The organism is Stutzerimonas zhaodongensis (assembly GCF_003696365.1).
In the GTDB taxonomy this organism is placed as follows: domain Bacteria; phylum Pseudomonadota; class Gammaproteobacteria; order Pseudomonadales; family Pseudomonadaceae; genus Stutzerimonas; species Stutzerimonas zhaodongensis.
The window spans coordinates 99,805-115,991 of record NZ_RFFM01000001.1 but is presented as its reverse complement, the minus strand read 5'-3'; the positions used below and the strand labels follow the sequence as shown (position 1 = coordinate 115,991).

The window sequence follows — 16,187 nt, the reverse complement described above, 5'->3', positions numbered from 1 at the left end:
CGGCATGGCCTGCTTCAGCCCGCGTCCTTCGCAGTGGCGTCCAGGCACAGACGAACCTTGCCGATCAGCTCGTCGATCTGTTCCTCATTGATGACCAGCGGCGGCGAAATGATCATTGTGTCTCCGACGGCCCTCATCACCAGACCGTTACGGAAGCAGTGTTCGCGGCAAAGCATGCCCACACCCGGGTCGGCGAAACGCTCACGGGTTTTCTTGTTCTTCACCAGCTCCAGCGCGCCGAGCATGCCCACACCGCGTGCTTCACCGACCAGCGGGTGCTCGACCAGCTCACGCCAGCGAGATTGCAAATAGGGTGCCGTCTTGGTCTTGACCCGCTCGACGATTTTCTCTTCACGCAGAATGCGAATGTTCTCCAGCGCCACCGCTGCCGCCACTGGGTGCCCGGAATAGGTGAAGCCGTGATAGAACTCGCCGCCCTCGTTAAGGGTGTGCACCACTTCGTCGCGCACTACCACGCCACCCATCGGCAGATAGCCGGAGGTGAGACCCTTCGCAATGGGCATCAGATCAGGTGCATTGCCGTAGTAATCGCTGCCGAACCATTCACCAGTGCGCCCGAAGCCACATATGACCTCGTCGGCTATGAACAGAATGTCGTAGCGAGCGAGGATTTCACGGATCTTCGGCCAGTAACTGTCGGGCGGAATGATCACGCCACCGGCGCCCTGAATGGGTTCGGCGATGAAGGCGGCCACCTTGTCTTCACCGACTTCGAGGATCTTCTGTTCCAACTGCTCGGCGACACGTACACCGAACTCTTCCGGGTCCAGATCACCGCCCTCGCCGAACCAGTAGGGCTGGTCGATGTGCTCGATGCCTGGAATAGGGCCGTCACCCTGTTCATGCATAGCCTTCATGCCGCCAAGGCTGGCGCCGGCGATAGTCGAGCCGTGGTAGCCGTTCCAGCGGCCAATCACTACCTTTTTCTGCGGTTGGCCCTTGATCGCCCAGTAGTGCCGCACCATGCGCAACACGGTGTCGTTGGCCTCTGAGCCGGAACCGGTGAAGAACACATGGTTCATGCCTTCCGGGGCAATCTCGGCAATCGCCTTGGCTAGAGCCAGCGCCGGAGGATGAGCGGTCTGGAAGAAAAGGTTGTAATACGGCAGCTCGCGCATCTGCTTCGTGGCCGCCTCGACCAGCTCTTCGCGTCCATATCCCAGGTTGACGCACCAGAGCCCGGCCATGGCATCGAGGATCTTGTGGCCCTCGCTATCCCAGAGATAAACGCCCTCGCCACGGGTGATGATGCGCGTGCCCTTGGCATTGAGCGCCTTGTAATCGGTGAACGGCGGCAGGTGATGGTCGCGGCTCAGGGCTTGCCATTGCAGGGTTTGCGAATCGCTCATCAGTCACCTCTTTTATCCGTGATTTTTCTGGTGGATGACTCTCATCCACTCAAAGCCTTCGGCAAACGTACGGCGGATCGCGCTTGATCGGTCCACCGGGTGGCGTTCCACCGGGTGGCGACCCACCTTACGGAGCCGTGGCGGATGAAGACCTGTCATCCACCCTACGACCGCCTTACACCGACAACATCAAGAACTCCCGCTCCCAAGAACTGATAACCCGGTGGTAGTTCTCCTGCTCGGCACGTTTGACCGCGACGTAACCGGTGATGAATTTGGGACTCAGGTATTTTTCCAGTTGGCGGCAGTTCTCCATCCTCTCCAGCGCCGCTTCCAGCGTCAGCGGCAGTCGCAAGTTGCGGCGCTCATAGCCGCGACCTTTGACCGGCTGGCTCGGTGTCAGCTCCTCGACCATGCCGATATAGCCACATAGCAGGCTTGCGGCGATGGCAAGGTAAGGGTTGGCGTCGGCGCCCGGGAGACGGTTTTCGACACGGCGGTTCTGCGGGTCCGAATCAGGCACTCGCAGGCCCACGGTGCGGTTTTCCTCGCCCCATTCAACGTTTACCGGCGCTGAGGTATCTGGCAGGAAGCGGCGGAACGAATTGACGTTTGGCGCGAACAGCGGCAGCAGCTCTGGAATGTACTTCTGCAGTCCGCCAACGTGATGCAAGAACAGCTGACTCATGGTGCCGTCGCTGTTGGAAAAGATGTTGCGCCCGGTTTCCAGGTCCACAACGCTCTGGTGCAGGTGCATGGCGCTGCCCGGCTCGCCGGTCATGGGCTTGGCCATGAAGGTTGCAGCCACGTTGTGCTTGAGCGCCGCCTCGCGCATGGTCCGCTTGAACACCAGGATCTGGTCAGCCAGATGCAGCGCTTCGCCATGGCGGAAATTGATCTCCATCTGCGCTGTGCCTTCCTCATGGATCAGCGTATCCAGATCCAGGCCTTGGGCCTCGCACCAGTCGTACATGTCCTCGAACAACGGATCGAACTCGTTGGCCGCGTCGATGGAAAACGACTGCCGACCTGTCTCCTGACGGCCCGAGCGACCGATCGGCGGCTGGAATGGCAGGTCCGGGTCTTCGCAGCGCTTGGTCAGATAGAACTCCATTTCCGGCGCGACAATCGGCTGCCAGCCCTTGTCGGCGTACATCTTCAAGACGCGCTTGAGGATATTGCGCGGCGAGATCTCGATGGGGTTGCCCATTTTGTCGTAGGTATCGTGAATCACCTGGGCCGTGGGCTCGATGGCCCAGGGCACCAGGAACACGGCGTCAGGGTCGGGACGGCAGAACATGTCGATATCGGCCGGGTCGAGCAGCTCGTAGTAAATGTCGTCTTCAACGTAATCGCCCGTGACGGTCTGCAGGAGCACGCTCTCAGGCAGGCGCATGCCCTTCTCGTCGAGGAACTTGTTGGTAGGGGAGATCTTGCCGCGAGCGATGCCGGTCAGGTCGCTGATCAGGCATTCCACCTCGGTGATCTTGCGTTCTTTCAGCCAGCCGGTGAGCTGGTCGAGCTTGCTGGACATATCGACCTCTGAAATTAATGAAACGAGCGCCGTGCCGGCCCGCGCTCAGCGCCGTTCTGCGCGTTCTTGGCAAGCGCGGGCAAAGCCCTCGAACAACGCCAGGTAATAAGGGTGCTCATGCACCTTCCACTCCGGATGCCACTGCACGCCAAGGGCGAAAGCCCGCGAGCCCTCGACGGAAAACGCCTCGATCAGCCCGTCCGGCGCCAGCCCTTCGATGCGTAGCCCGTGACCAAGCCGCTCGACGCCCTGCCCGTGCACCGAATTGACCTCGATAGTGGCCGGAAGTCCGAGCCGCTCAAGCAAACCGCCCGGCTGTACGTGCAGCGGGTGGCTGAGCCCGTACTGCACCTCAACCGGGTCCTCGGCACGCTCACGGTGATCCTTGTAGGGTCCGGCTTCGTGCACCTTCTGGTGCAAGCTGCCGCCGAAGGCGACGTTCATTTCCTGGAAACCGCGGCAGACGCCGAAGACCGGGACCCCGGCATCGACTGCCGCGCGGATCAGCGGTAGCGTGAGACTGTCGCGGGAAGGGTCATGCGGTGTGCCCTCGGCACTGGCCGCACCGCCATAGTGATGAGGCTCGACGTTAGACGGAGAGCCGGTGAAGAGCAGGCCGTCTACGCTATCTAGTAGTGTGCCGGGGTCGATAAGGTCGCCAAGCGCAGGAATGACCAGCGGAATGCCGGCTATGGCAGCAGCGCGCAGGTACTTGTCGCCGGCGATATGGAAGCTGTGGTGGCCGATCTGCCTGGTACAGGCGGAAACGCCAATCAATGGCACGCGAGGCATGGGATACTCGTCTTTCCGGATGGGGCTCGTCGGAGAGTAGTCTTGTTCGTTTTTATAGACAATAGCCGACCTCTGCCGCTTGGCAATGCCATGCGAAGGTAGCGGGCTCCATCTCGCAATCGCCCCAAAAACGCCCATTGTGGGCCTTGACGGGGCATTTCGAGGCGCTATTGACAGCGACAGGGCTTTTCGATTGACTCCAAGATAAGCTGTTTGATGATTGAAATTTTTAACAATTAAGGTGCTTCATCATGCTTCCTCCGCCGCGTGCCGTTCAGCTCAACGAAGCGAACGCATTTCTCAAGGAACACCCGGAGGTCCAATACGTCGACCTGCTGATCGCAGACATGAACGGTGTCGTCCGGGGTAAGCGCATCGAGCGCGCCAGCCTGCACAAGGTGTATGAAAAAGGCATCAACCTGCCCGCTTCCCTCTTCGCCCTCGATATCAATGGCATCACTGTGGAGAGCACCGGACTGGGCATGGACATCGGCGACTCGGACCGGACCTGTTTCCCCATCCCCAATACCCTGAGCAACGAGCCCTGGCAGAAGCGCCCTACCGCGCAGCTGCTCATGACCATGCACGAGCGCGACGGCTCGCCGTTCTTCGCCGACCCTCGCGAAGTCCTGCGCCGCGTTGTGAGCAAGTTCGACGAGCTGGGCCTGACCATCTGCGCTGCATTCGAACTGGAGTTCTACCTGATCGATCAGGAGAACGTGAATGGCCGCCCGCAGCCGCCCCGCTCGCCTATTTCGGGCAAGCGTCCACATTCCACCCAGGTCTATCTGATCGATGACCTCGACGAATATGTCGACTGTCTGCAGGACGTCCTCGAGGGCGCCAAGGAACAGGGCATTCCCGCCGATGCCATCGTCAAGGAAAGCGCGCCAGCGCAATTCGAGGTCAACCTCCATCATGTCGCCGATCCCATCAAGGCCTGCGACTACGCGGTATTGCTCAAGCGACTGATCAAGAACATCGCGTATGACCACGAGATGGACACCACTTTCATGGCCAAGCCCTATCCGGGTCAGGCCGGTAACGGATTGCACGTACACATTTCGCTGCTGGACAAGAACGGCAACAATATTTTCGCCACCGATAACCCACTGGAAAGCGAGACGCTGCGTCACGCCATCGGGGGGATTCAGCAGACCATGGCCGCGTCCATGGCTTTCCTCTGCCCCAACGTCAATTCCTATCGTCGTTTCGGTGCCCAGTTCTACGTGCCCAACGCACCTTGCTGGGGCCTGGACAACCGTACCGTGGCATTACGTGTGCCGACCGACAGCCCCGATGCGGTGCGCATCGAGCACCGTGTAGCTGGTGCCGACGCCAACCCCTACTTGTTACTGGCCGGTGTGCTGGCGGGCATTCACCACGGGCTGACCAACAAGATCGCCCCGGATGAGCCGATCGAAGGGAACTCGTACGAGCAGGTCGAGCAGAGCCTGCCGACCAACTTGCGCGATGCCCTGCGCGAACTCGATGACAGCGAGATCATGGCGCGGTACATCGACTCCACGTACATCGACATATTCGTCGCGTGCAAGGAAAGCGAGCTGGAAGAGTTCGAGCACTCGATCTCCGACCTTGAGTACAACTGGTACCTGCATACCGTTTGATAGCAGCCCCGCCCGCGCCTGGCGCGCGGGGCCTCGCAGGCCCCAGGCCGGCTCAAGGTCCTGCTGCCGTCCACGTTTGGATACCAGGCGCCGTTCACCTTGGTTATGCGTCGTGGACGTAGCCGCGAGCCGCTGATCAAGACATTCCGCGATCTGCTGATGTCCCCCAAAGCCGGTGAGGGAACTCTTGCCGCATCAGGCACCAGTAAGGTTGGAGCTACTCCGGCATGACCATGGGCAATAGCCGAGCGCCGAGCGGCTTCACTGGTCAGGTGACGCTCGGCGAGCGGCGCAATTCGATTCCCGGTAGCTGAGCGATGGCGTAACCGAGGGCGCTGAGGTTGTAAGGTTTGGTCACCACCGGAACCTGATCGAACCGCTCCGGGATTGCCGTTCGGGCACCGTAGCCAGTGGCGAACAGGAAGGGGTGTTGCTCGGCTTCGAGCTCAGCGGCGATACCGAGGCTGGTTTCCCCCGCCAAGTTGACGTCCAGTATCACCAGATCGAACGGATGGAGCCGCAGGGCGCGACGGGCATCGTCCAGCGAGCCTGCGATCTCCACCTGAACCCCGGCGTCCTCGAGCATGGTCTGCGCATCGAGTGCAATCATCATGCTGTCCTCGACCAGCAGCAGTCTGAGACCGGCAATCGGACTTACCGGGCGTACCCGGGCGACGTCCGCCTGTGGCTGCTCAGTGGCCAGCGACACGTGCTGAGGTGGGATGCGGAATCGGGCGAACAGGCCTTCCGGCCGGAACTCCACGCGCGCATCCCCTTGCAGCTCAAAGGGAACGGTGCGCTCGGTGACGATACTTCCGAAGCCGCGCCGAGTCGGAGGCTTCACCTCTGGCCCACCGCTCTCATTCCACTCCAGCTCCAATCCCCGCCCCTCGACGAGTTGCCAGGTTACCGTCAGCTGGCCTCCTGGGACGCTCAGCGCGCCGTACTTCGCGGCGTTGGTCATCAGCTCGTGAAGGACCAGCGCCAGGGTTTGATAGCTGCGCACATCCAGGGTGACCGCCCGGCCGGAAAACTGGATCCGCTCATCCAGATCGTCTCGGCCATTCCAGGCACGCGCCTCGGACTCCAACAGCGCGCGCAACTGAGTGGACGCACCAGTAGGTGCGTTGATCTGATCATGGGCGCTGGCGAGCGCCTGAATGCGCCGTTCCACTTCCTGGGTGAACTCCTCGACCGAAGTTGCCTGTTGGGCACTCTGACGCGTTGTTGCCAGCACCAGGCTTAAGACGTTCTTGACCCGATGGTTGAGCTCGGCGATGAGCAAAGACTGACTGTCCTGTGCCTCCTGGCGCTCCGAAGCGATCAATTCAGTGCGTCGAAGAATCACTTCCAGCAAAGCCACCCGTAGCGTTTCGGCGACCCTCAGTTCACTGGCGGTCCAGGGGCGTGCATGACCACGCACGGTTTCCTTCCAGGCCTCGAAACTGCTGCGTGGGTTGAGCTTTCCGGTTGCCGGATCCCGCTGCACGGCCTTGTCAGGATTGCCGCCCCAGGTCACCGTCTGGATGACTTCACGACGGAAGAACAGCAGGTAGTCCTGCGCCACCCGGGAAATGGGAATGGCGATCACGCCACTGGCAAGATCGGCAAAGGTGGCGGCAGGCGCGAAATGCTCGGCTAGTGATGAAGTTGCATAGATGCGGTCGACAGGTTTCTGGCCGAGAAACGCGATCAGCGCCGCGACGGCATCTTCGGGCGGCAGTACTCCTTCGCCGCTGAGCCGACCATTCGACCAGACCGCCATGCCGTCGCAGGCAATCATGCTGTTGAGCATGTCCGCGTATCGGCTCAGGTCTTCGAACACAGTATCGCGAGGAGACATGGCCGCCAGCAATTGGTCATGGGCACTCTGTGCATCAGCTACCCGCTGTTGCTCCTGCTGCTGCTCGCGTGCGTCGATCTGCAGTGAGAGCATCTGCCCGAACAATTCCGCAGCCGAGCACAGAGCCCCGCTCAGATAGTGCGGTTCACCATGGTGACAGGCGATCAGCCCCCATAGCTGATCGCCGCGCATCAAGCTGACCGTGAGCGTGGCGCGGACATTCATGTTGCGTAGGTACTGGATATGCACGGGTGATACGCTTCGCAGCGCTGCCAATCCCAGGTCCAGCGGTAGGCCGTCCGGGCCGCGGCCCGGCAGCACCAGTTCCGGCAGATAGTCCACGTCGGGAATCAGTCTTAGCGGTTGGCGCCTGTACAGCTCGCGCGCCTGAGCAGGAATGTCGGTTGCCGGATATCGAAGTCCCAGATAGGAATCGCTGCCGTAGCGCACGGCCTCAGCCACCACTTCGCCCGATTCGTCTGGGAGAAAACGATAAATCATTACCCGGTCATAGCCGGTGACTGCGCGTACCTGCTGCGCCGCGAGCATCAACAGTCGCTCCACGGTGGGTGCCCGGCGCAAACGCCCCACCAGCCCTCGCAGCAGCGTTACGCCATTGGCTCCGGCGCCCATCACGCTTGGCGCCGCTTCGATCACAGCCAGCCCGTCGGCCATGTGTACCGTCATGTCGTAGCGATGCGAACTGTCATCCAACGCAAGGCAATCGAGCCGTTCGGCCGTACCTGAAAGCATTGCGGTTTGAAGTTGGTTTCGTACGGAATGAACCGTTTCGACAGGTAATACGTTATCGAGTGGCTGTCCTATCAGGGACTGAGCATCGACACCTTCGAAGAACTTGCCAGCGTTCGCCGACACATGGGCAATGGTCCAGTCCGGGAGGGTGCAACCCAGCAGAACGCCGTGAGGCTGAATGGTGCCAGGAATGTGAATAGGCTCCTGCGCACAATCCACCTCGTACAAATGCGGCTCGGTCGTCAACGCAAAACCTCTCCAGCAGCTTCTCTGAGGACTAGGCCCGACAAGGGCCCGTCGATAACCTTAAGACCTGCATCAGGGCATTTCGCTCAAAAAAATCGCCCGACGCAACTTCAGAACGTCCGACATCGCCGTACTGCGAGCTGTGGCAGTTTCGTGTGTTGCGCGCCGCATCACACGCAGTCTTTCCGTATGACTCTGATCGAGTTAGACGATTAACAACCAGCACGGCAGCTGTGCAGGCCGACTGTCCAGCTCCACTCATGGGTGCTCAAGCAGACTGCCACGCGTCACCGAACTCGGATGGTCGCCGCAGGTCTTTTTTTGAAGTATTTCAGTAGCCAAGCACTACTTTGCCCGCTTCGCAGGAAGACTTGCCTGCTCTTTGACTAACTCTCTCAGCGGCAGCTGACCTGCGAGTGCATAAGAATGGAAGAACGCTGGCGACACGAAGTCAGGCTCAAGCGCTTCTAGTCCGGAGGATTATCGAATAGATTGCGCAGCGACTTGGGGCGAGACGCGGACACGAGGGGCCAGCGATGAGCTGCACCCGCCTTTTATCGGGCAATCAACCCCGCCCCTACCTGAGGTGCGGCTGAATGGTGCTCCAGATGGTCAGATGTCCGCTAACTGACAAAAGCCGAACGCATTGCAGATTGTTGTCCTTTCACAGGTAAAACGATGACCACCCTGACCACCACCCCGCGTGCCGACGATTACCACATGCCTGCCGAATGGGCGCCGCACAGCCAGACCTGGATGGTTTGGCCACAGCGCCCGGATAACTGGCGCGACCAGGCCACTCCAGCGCAAGCCGCATTTACGCAGGTGGCGAAGTCCATTGCGCGATTCGAGCCGGTGAGTGTCTGTGTGACCGCCGCGCATTACCAGACGGCCCGCGCGCAGCTGGACGATCCGCGCATCCGTGTAGTGGAAATCAGCAGCGATGACGCCTGGGTACGGGATACCGGCCCAACCTTCGTGATCAACGGCAAAGGGGGGCTACGGGGTGTCGACTGGACCTTCAATGCCTGGGGCGGCCTCGAAGGCGGTCTGTATGGCGAGTGGCAACGCGACGACGAAGTGGCACAGAAGATCCTCGAAATCGAGCGCTGCGGTCGCTACCGCACCGAAGGCTTCGTGCTCGAAGGCGGGTCGATTCATGTTGATGGCGAAGGCACCCTGATCACCACCGAGGAGTGCCTGCTCAACCGCAACCGCAATCCGCATCTGTCACGTGAAGAGATCGAACGGGTACTGTCCGACTACCTGGCGATCGACAAGGTCATCTGGTTGCCGCACGGCCTGTACAACGACGAAACGGACGGGCATGTGGATAATTTCTGCTGCTTCGTGCGCCCTGGCGAAGTGCTGTTGGCCTGGACCGACGACCCAGAAAACCCCAACTATGAACGCTGCCAGGCAGCCATGCGTGTGCTGGAGCAGTCAACCGACGCCTGGGACCGCCCCCTGGTGGTTCACAAAATGCCGATTCCCGGCCCCCTGCATGCCACCGATGAAGAATGTGCAGGGGTGGTGCCGTTGGTTGGCACTCAGCCACGTGACCCGTCCATTCGCCTGGCTGGCAGCTACGTGAATTTCCTGATCGTCAATGGCGGCATCATCGCGCCTTCGTTCAACGATCCGCTGGACGACGAGGCCCAGGCCATTTTGACTCGGCTGTTTCCTCAGCATCAGGTCGTCATGGTACCGGGGCGCGAAATCCTGCTCGGGGGCGGCAACATCCACTGCATTACGCAGCAGCAGCCCGCCGCGTCGAGCCGCGCCCCCATATAAGGAAGGGATTGTTACCGGGCAAGATGGCTGCCCTTGGCGGGCAGCCATTTGGCGACTACCGAGCGCAAAAAGCAGCCAGCAGCCAGCAGGCTGCCGATCGGCTAACGGTAGCCCATCACACCTTCGAAGGAGTGGATCTCAGGAGACGATGACCTGATTCTTGCCCAAGCGCTTGGCCGTATACATGGCCGCATCCGCACGGGCAAACATGGCGCTAAGGTCCGGATCGCTGGCTCTCAGGTAGGTCACGCCCAGGCTGATGGTTACGCCAAAGCGCTGACCATCGGGGCTGGTGAATACCAGTCGCTGAATTTCCCGCTGCAGCCGTTCGGCGATCTGCTCGGCCAGATCGGGCTGGCAGCCCGGCAATAGCAACGCGAACTCCTCACCGCCGATACGGCCAAACAGGTCTCCACGACGCAGCACTGACGACCCGCATTGCGCCACACGCTGCAGAACCTGGTCACCCATCTGGTGGCCGTGCGTGTCGTTGATCCGCTTGAAATCATCGATATCCAGCAGCTGGAACGCCAATGAGGTGGCGTACTGACGGGCGAGATCGAACTCTCGCTGGGCACACTCGAAGAAGTAACGACGATTACTGCTCTGTGTCAGCACGTCGATGGTAGCCAGACGCTGCAGCTCGCCTTCGAGCTGCTTCTTTTCGGTAATGTCTTCGGCAATACCCACAATGATGGTGCCGTGGGAGCTATCGGCCTTGCGTGCTATGAAGCACTTGTCGCTGAGCCAGCGCAGCTGTCCATCTGTACGGATGATGCGGTACTCGCGCTCCTCGACCGCGCCCTTGTCGAGAACGTCGAGCATGCTCTGTTGTGCGTACTCGAGATCATCAGGGTAGATGCTGTTGCGCCACTCGCCGAAGTCCGACAGAAGCAGCGCGGCGGAGCGCCCGAAAATCTGCTCGTACGCCGGACTCACATAGATCATTTGTTGCGCTTGCCAATCGAACGCCCACAGCACGGCGTTGACCGCACCCATGAGCGTGCTGAAGAGCTGCTCGCGCTCGCTCAGTCGCTCGACCTCGGCGCGGGCATGCATCAATGCCAGAAGGGTTTGGGCCTCGGTCGGCGGAAGAATGCCAACACCCTTTTCGCTTCGCTGCTTCACCAGATTCATACCTGCGTTCCAAAAATGGCGCCAGGCACCGGCGGAGATCCGCTGAGTAACTGTCGCAATGACACCAGAATGCAGTTCAGAGAGTGGCGGATGAGCAAAGTTCCGAATGCCTCATCCGCTATGTGACGTACTGATCAGAGGTCACGCAACCGCGACGGCCGGCCGAAGTGAGTAGGTTCTCAAGTGTTCGCCGAACTCGCGCAGAGACTGAATTCCGCTTGCCTCGGCCTCTTGTACCCATTGCTTCATGGCCGCCAGCATTTCGTGGCCATTGGCACTGGTCCGGGTCCAGATCTGCTGTAGCGCCAGGCGTTGCTCGTAGATCACCCGCAGCGACTGACTCTGCTCCAGAATAATATCGATGCGCGCCTGCTGATCATCCTGTAGCAGACTTGGCTCGCGTGAGAGCAGACGCTTGGCACGGTGGAACTGGTGCCGGACCGACGCATCGGCACGTTGCAGCTCCAGGCGCACCAGCGGCTTGATCACCAGCTTGCGGTACTGCGCCATGATCTGGAAACGGTTGTTGAGGATCGCCATGGCGCTGTCCATGTCCAGCTGTGGCTTGGCAACGACCCGATGCGCGATGGGCGCGGTACGGCTCACCTTGGCCAGGCCGAACAGGCTGAACAGCTTGATCCAGGCCCAGCCCATGTCGAACTCCCACTTGCGCACCGACAACTTGGCCGAGTTCGGGTAAGTGTGGTGGTTGTTATGCAGCTCTTCGCCGCCAATAAGGATGCCCCAAGGCACAAGATTGGTAGCCGCATCCCGGCATTCGAAGTTGCGATAGCCAACAGCATGACCCAGTCCATTGATCACACCTGCGGCCCAAACCGGAATCCACAGCATCTGCACCGCCCAGACTGTGAGACCGATAACGCCGAACAACGCCAGATCGATAGCGAGCATCAGCACAATACCGAGGTTGGGAAAGCGCGAGTACAGGTTGCGCTCGATCCAGTCGTCCGGGCAGTTCTTGCCATAGATGCGCACTGTGTCTTCGTTCTTCGACTCTTCTTTGTACAACTCGGCGCCCCGCCGCAACACGGTGCTCAAGCCTTTTTGCACAGGGCTGTGCGGATCGTCCGGGGTTTCACATTTAGCGTGGTGCTTGCGATGGATCGCCGTCCACTCGCGCGTGTTCATCGCCGTGGTCAGCCACAGCCAGAAACGGAAGAAGTGCTTGAGGCCCGCATTGAGCTCAAGGGAGCGGTGAGCTGAATATCGATGCAGGTATACGGTTACCCCGACGATAGTGACGTGCGTCAGAAGCAAAGTAGCCGCAACCACCTGCCAGGCGGAAAGGTCGAGAAAACCGGTGTACCACATAATGTCGCTGCCTCGCGGTGTAAAGTCCGGTCCGCAATCACGGACCTGCCCGCATTATCCCCCTTGCCCGGCTGGTTCAGCGCCCGTCTGTCGTTCTGTGCCTGTTTTTCGTTTCAGGGTCTGACAGAAACACCCAGCGCTGCCGATAGGTAGAAGCACGGCCATTGCTTTCGATATAGCATATGGCCACCAGTCTCTCTTTGTTCTGTTATACCTGTACGCCTCCCGCGTGATCGTTTGAGGTTACGCGGGTCGGTGCCCACTCGAAACCATGAAGAGTTCTCCTTACTCCACCGATCCGCGCTGGATTCTTGGTATCGGCAGCATGCTCCTGGCGTTGTTGTTCGGGGTGCTCGCGTTCAATGATTACAAGACTCGTGATGCTGTCTGGTCACTGCAGATGGCGCAACAGGGAGAGCTTCAAGCGTTGGCCTTGCGCAGCGCGCAACAGGGCCTGGAGGATCAGGCCCGATTGATTGCCACCACACTTGGCACCGATCCACAGACGCTGCGTTTAGTCCGCCAGGCCGATCGAGCCATCAAGGCCGGCGCTCAGTGGCATGGACCACACCTGATGCGCATACGCCAGCAGCTGACCTCCGCACTGACACCCTCCTGGCAGGCTATGCAGAGCTATGGTGCGCTCCAGCTTCAGCTTTATTGGGGAGAGTCGGGTATCGCCCTGCTACGCATGCACGATCCGCAAGCATTCGGCGATAGCGTCGCTGATGATCGCCCACTGCTCTTCAAAGCCCTTACCAAAGGTCAAATCGTCTCCGGACTGGATATCGGCCGTCACAGTGCTGGCAACCGTGCAATCGTGCCGATCCGTGCCAGCAGCAGCGCCCAGAGTGAGATCGTGGGCGCGCTGGAAGTCGGATTCGACATCCTGCCGGATCTGAGACAGCTTGGTGGCCGGCTCAATGCTGGACTCGGTCTGCTGGTCAATCGCGCCGAGCTTGAAGAAATGCTCTGGTCGCGGCCCACGGGGATCCAGCTTGACGGTCTGCGAGGCTGGCTGCTCGACACGTATTCCGCACCCCAGATCCTTGACTGGGCAAAGAGTCAGTCGCTGCCATCCCCTGAAGCAGGGAAAGCGCTACGCACGCTCGAAGCGGGCGGGCGTAGCTTTCTTCTCAATCAGGTTCCACTGCACGATGTCAGGGCCCAACAGAACCCGGATCGTCTGCCCATGGCCGTTGCGCTGGTCTGGCGGGACATTACCTCCGCAATTCGTGAGCAACAGCAGGCTGAGCGCCGCTTGCTGTTGAAGTGGGGTATGGCGTGGGCGACAGCGCAAACCCTGCTGCTGGTGCTTGCGTTCATGCTCCATCGCCGAGGGCTCCTTCAGCGCGTGCATCAACTGCGCTCCATGCAACAGGAGCGCAACCGCAGGCGCCTGCTCGAGCGGGGTCAGAAGATCGCGACCCTGCTACCCGGTATGGTCTTTCAGCTGAAGCGCTCGCCGTCGCTCACCTACAGCGTGCTTTATGCCAGCGAGGGCGCCCGACAAATCTATGGAGCGAGCCCGGAACAGCTGATCGAGAATGCCGCCATCGCGCTCGCGGCTGTCTATGACCCTGATCGGCCGGAATTGAGGGCCGCGATAGAGCGCTCAGCCGCCGAGCTAGGCAGCGGCTGCACGCGATATCGCATCAGGAACCCAGAAAAAGGCCTGATCTGGGTGGAAGTACGGGCAACTGCCGAGCGTCTTCGCGACGGATCCGTTCTCTGGCATGGCTTCATCGCCGACATCACGCCACTGATGACCACTACCCTTGCACTGAGCGAAAGCGAAAGCCGTTTCCGCAGCATGGTCAGTAACCTGCCAGGGGTGGTGTATCGTCGCTCTGGGGATGCCGACCGCGCCATTCGCTACATGAGCGACGGTATTGAGCGTCTTACAGGCTATCCGGCCAGCGACTTCATGGCGCCAGGCCAACGGCTTTACTGCAGCATGCTGCACCCGGACGATCACGACCGCTGGCAGAGCCACAGCGGGGACCATTTCGAGCACACCTATCGCCTGATCAATGCCCGTGGCGAAACGCTCTGGGTGCAGGAAAACAGCCGAGCGCTGCGTGACGAGAATGGTTGTCTGCAGTGGTACGACGGTTTCATCTGGGACGTAACCGCCCGCGCCCGTGCCGAGCGTGAAGCCAATGAACGGGAGAGCTACGTCCGCCTGCTGATTGCCAACGTGGTCGACGCCATCATCATCATCAACCAGCGCGGGTTGATCGAGACCTTCAACCATGCCGCCGAACGCACCTTCGGCTACAGCGAGGAGGACGTGCTGGGTCGCAACCTGTCGATGCTCATGCCAGAGCCCTATCGCACCGTTCACGATGTGCACCTGCAGGACTACGAACAACGTGGCGAAGGGCGCAGCCTCGAGCAGAACCGCGAGTTGCAGGCGATTCGTCGTAACGGGGAGATCTTCACCATCGAGCTGCGCGTGTCGGAAATCAGCCACAGCGGCGAGCGCAAGCTCATCGGGCTGGTGCGCGACATCACCGAGCGCAAGCGCATCGAGCAGATGAAGAGTGAATTCGTCTCGGTCGTCAGCCACGAGCTACGCACGCCACTGACCTCGATATCCGGTGCGCTGGGGCTGATTATTGGCGGCGCGGCCGGTGAGGTGCCACCTGCCATGGGGCACATGCTCGGCATCGCGCAACAGAACAGTCAGCGCTTGGGCCTGCTGATTGGCGACCTGCTGGATATGGAAAAGCTGGTCGCCGGGCAGATGAGTTTCGAGCTGCACTGCATGCCGCTTGTGCCTTTGCTTGAGGATGCACTGCGCTCCAATCAGGCTTACGCTGATCGACTTGGCGTGCGGTTCGAGCTGGGCGAGCGGACAGCGGCCACGGTGATGGTCGATGAACTCCGTCTGCAGCAGGTGCTGGCGAACCTGCTTTCCAACGCGGCGAAATTCTCACCGTCGGGCGAAGTCGTAATCCTGAGTAGCCACCGTCACGATGATCAGGTACGGGTCTGTGTTCGCGACTTCGGACCTGGGATTCCACAGACGTTCCGCCAGCGAATATTTCAGAAATTTTCCCAGGCGGATTCATCCGATACGCGTCAAAAAGGCGGCACGGGCCTTGGCCTTGCGATCAGCAAAGAGCTGATCGAGCACATGAATGGTCGCATCGGATTCGATTCGGAACTGGGCCAAGGCGCCTGCTTCTGGTTCGATCTGCCCGCGCAGGACACGGATTAGCAGACTATTTTTACACTGCGCCGCGTCAGTCAAAGTGCAAGCTGGCAGACTGCTTGCTTCTGAGCACGCCACATACAGCTGTCGGAGATCGTGCATGAGCGAGCTGAAAAGGATTCTGCATGTCGAGGACGACCCTTCCATTCAAGCGGTCGTGAAGGTGGCGCTGGAAGCGATCGGTGGCTACCAGGTGAGATCCTGCTCATCCGGCCAGCAGGCCCTCGATGAAGTGGAAGGGTTCGCGCCGCAGTTCATCCTGCTGGACGTCATGATGCCCGGCATGGACGGGCCGGAGACGCTGAGCAGGCTGGGCGAGCTGATTGACCTCGGACAGATTCCGGTGGTGTTCATGACGGCCAAGGTCCAACCGAGTGAAATCGAGTCCCTGCGCAGGCTCGGCGCCCGTGACGTGATCGTCAAACCCTTCGATCCGATGCGCCTGGCCGGCCAGATCCAGGCAATCTGGGACGCCGGCGGTGCCGGCCCGGTTTCTTAGTACAGAGAGGGAATCCAGCAGATGCAGCCACCGAAGTCG

The 16,187-nt window shown here is 60.4% G+C and carries 10 protein-coding genes and 1 pseudogene; 5 read left to right on the top strand and 6 right to left on the bottom strand.

The annotated features are described in order from the left end of the window. Nucleotides 1-14: 14 nt before the first annotated feature. The 3 genes from EA797_RS00525 to EA797_RS00515 form a co-directional block, all read right to left on the bottom strand. On the bottom strand, nucleotides 15-1,370 hold the full coding sequence (locus EA797_RS00525; protein ID WP_122163216.1) for an aspartate aminotransferase family protein: 1,356 nt from the start codon (nucleotides 1,368-1,370) through the stop codon (nucleotides 15-17). 175 nt (nucleotides 1,371-1,545) lie between these two features. After that, on the bottom strand, nucleotides 1,546-2,904 hold the full coding sequence (locus EA797_RS00520; protein WP_122163214.1) for a glutamine synthetase family protein: 1,359 nt from the start codon (nucleotides 2,902-2,904) through the stop codon (nucleotides 1,546-1,548). A 45-nt stretch (nucleotides 2,905-2,949) separates the two neighbouring features. Continuing rightward, the gene (locus EA797_RS00515; RefSeq protein WP_122163212.1) at nucleotides 2,950-3,696 is read right to left on the bottom strand and encodes a gamma-glutamyl-gamma-aminobutyrate hydrolase family protein; all 747 of its coding nucleotides are present in this window, start codon (nucleotides 3,694-3,696) and stop codon (nucleotides 2,950-2,952) included. A gap of 251 nt (nucleotides 3,697-3,947) precedes the next feature. On the opposite strand from EA797_RS00515, the gene EA797_RS00510 reads away from it, so the two are divergent. Together EA797_RS00510 and EA797_RS21930 are read left to right on the top strand one after the other, a co-directional pair. Next, nucleotides 3,948-5,324, top strand: a complete 1,377-nt coding sequence (locus tag EA797_RS00510) for a glutamine synthetase family protein (RefSeq protein WP_122163210.1) — start codon at nucleotides 3,948-3,950, stop codon at nucleotides 5,322-5,324. 45 nt (nucleotides 5,325-5,369) lie between these two features. After that, nucleotides 5,370-5,555, top strand: a pseudogene (locus EA797_RS21930) (hypothetical protein); the annotation flags it as partial. 37 nt (nucleotides 5,556-5,592) lie between these two features. Here the strand turns inward: EA797_RS21930 and EA797_RS00500 are convergent. Continuing rightward, nucleotides 5,593-8,166: an HWE histidine kinase domain-containing protein gene (locus tag EA797_RS00500; RefSeq protein WP_122163208.1), complete on the bottom strand. Its 2,574-nt coding sequence runs from the start codon at nucleotides 8,164-8,166 to the stop codon at nucleotides 5,593-5,595. Between the two features lie 678 nt (nucleotides 8,167-8,844). On the opposite strand from EA797_RS00500, the gene aguA reads away from it, so the two are divergent. Next, on the top strand, nucleotides 8,845-9,960 hold the full coding sequence (gene aguA / locus EA797_RS00495) for an agmatine deiminase (protein ID WP_122163206.1): 1,116 nt from the start codon (nucleotides 8,845-8,847) through the stop codon (nucleotides 9,958-9,960). Nucleotides 9,961-10,098: 138 nt separating this feature from the next. Here the strand turns inward: aguA and EA797_RS00490 are convergent, their stop codons facing one another. Then, entirely contained in the window at nucleotides 10,099-11,097 is a 999-nt protein-coding gene (locus EA797_RS00490) for a GGDEF domain-containing protein (protein WP_122163204.1), read from the bottom strand. Nucleotides 11,098-11,238: 141 nt separating this feature from the next. Then, nucleotides 11,239-12,429, bottom strand: a complete 1,191-nt coding sequence (gene desA / locus EA797_RS00485; protein WP_122163202.1) for a delta-9 fatty acid desaturase DesA — start codon at nucleotides 12,427-12,429, stop codon at nucleotides 11,239-11,241. Nucleotides 12,430-12,700: 271 nt separating this feature from the next. Between desA and EA797_RS00480 the strand changes: the two genes are divergently transcribed. Together EA797_RS00480 and EA797_RS00475 are read left to right on the top strand one after the other, a co-directional pair. Continuing rightward, nucleotides 12,701-15,655, top strand: a complete 2,955-nt coding sequence (locus tag EA797_RS00480) for a PAS domain S-box protein (RefSeq protein WP_122163200.1) — start codon at nucleotides 12,701-12,703, stop codon at nucleotides 15,653-15,655. Nucleotides 15,656-15,749: 94 nt separating this feature from the next. Then, a complete protein-coding gene (locus EA797_RS00475) occupies nucleotides 15,750-16,148 on the top strand; it encodes a response regulator (RefSeq protein ID WP_122163198.1) in 399 nt (132 codons plus the stop codon). The last annotated feature ends 39 nt before the right edge of the window (nucleotides 16,149-16,187 follow it).

What these genes read in the sequence shown, in the direction of transcription:
- EA797_RS00515 (WP_122163212.1), bottom strand. Translation starts at nt 3,696, where the DNA reads ATGCCTCGCGTGCCATTGATTGGCGTTTCCGCCTGTACCAGGCAGATC.
- EA797_RS00475 (WP_122163198.1), top strand. Translation starts at nt 15,750, where the DNA reads ATGAGCGAGCTGAAAAGGATTCTGCATGTCGAGGACGACCCTTCCATT.
- EA797_RS00525 (WP_122163216.1), bottom strand. Translation starts at nt 1,370, where the DNA reads ATGAGCGATTCGCAAACCCTGCAATGGCAAGCCCTGAGCCGCGACCAT.
- EA797_RS00490 (WP_122163204.1), bottom strand. Translation starts at nt 11,097, where the DNA reads ATGAATCTGGTGAAGCAGCGAAGCGAAAAGGGTGTTGGCATTCTTCCG.
- EA797_RS00520 (WP_122163214.1), bottom strand. Translation starts at nt 2,904, where the DNA reads ATGTCCAGCAAGCTCGACCAGCTCACCGGCTGGCTGAAAGAACGCAAG.
- desA (WP_122163202.1), bottom strand. Translation starts at nt 12,429, where the DNA reads ATGTGGTACACCGGTTTTCTCGACCTTTCCGCCTGGCAGGTGGTTGCG.
- EA797_RS00510 (WP_122163210.1), top strand. Translation starts at nt 3,948, where the DNA reads ATGCTTCCTCCGCCGCGTGCCGTTCAGCTCAACGAAGCGAACGCATTT.
- EA797_RS00480 (WP_122163200.1), top strand. Translation starts at nt 12,701, where the DNA reads ATGAAGAGTTCTCCTTACTCCACCGATCCGCGCTGGATTCTTGGTATC.
- aguA (WP_122163206.1), top strand. Translation starts at nt 8,845, where the DNA reads ATGACCACCCTGACCACCACCCCGCGTGCCGACGATTACCACATGCCT.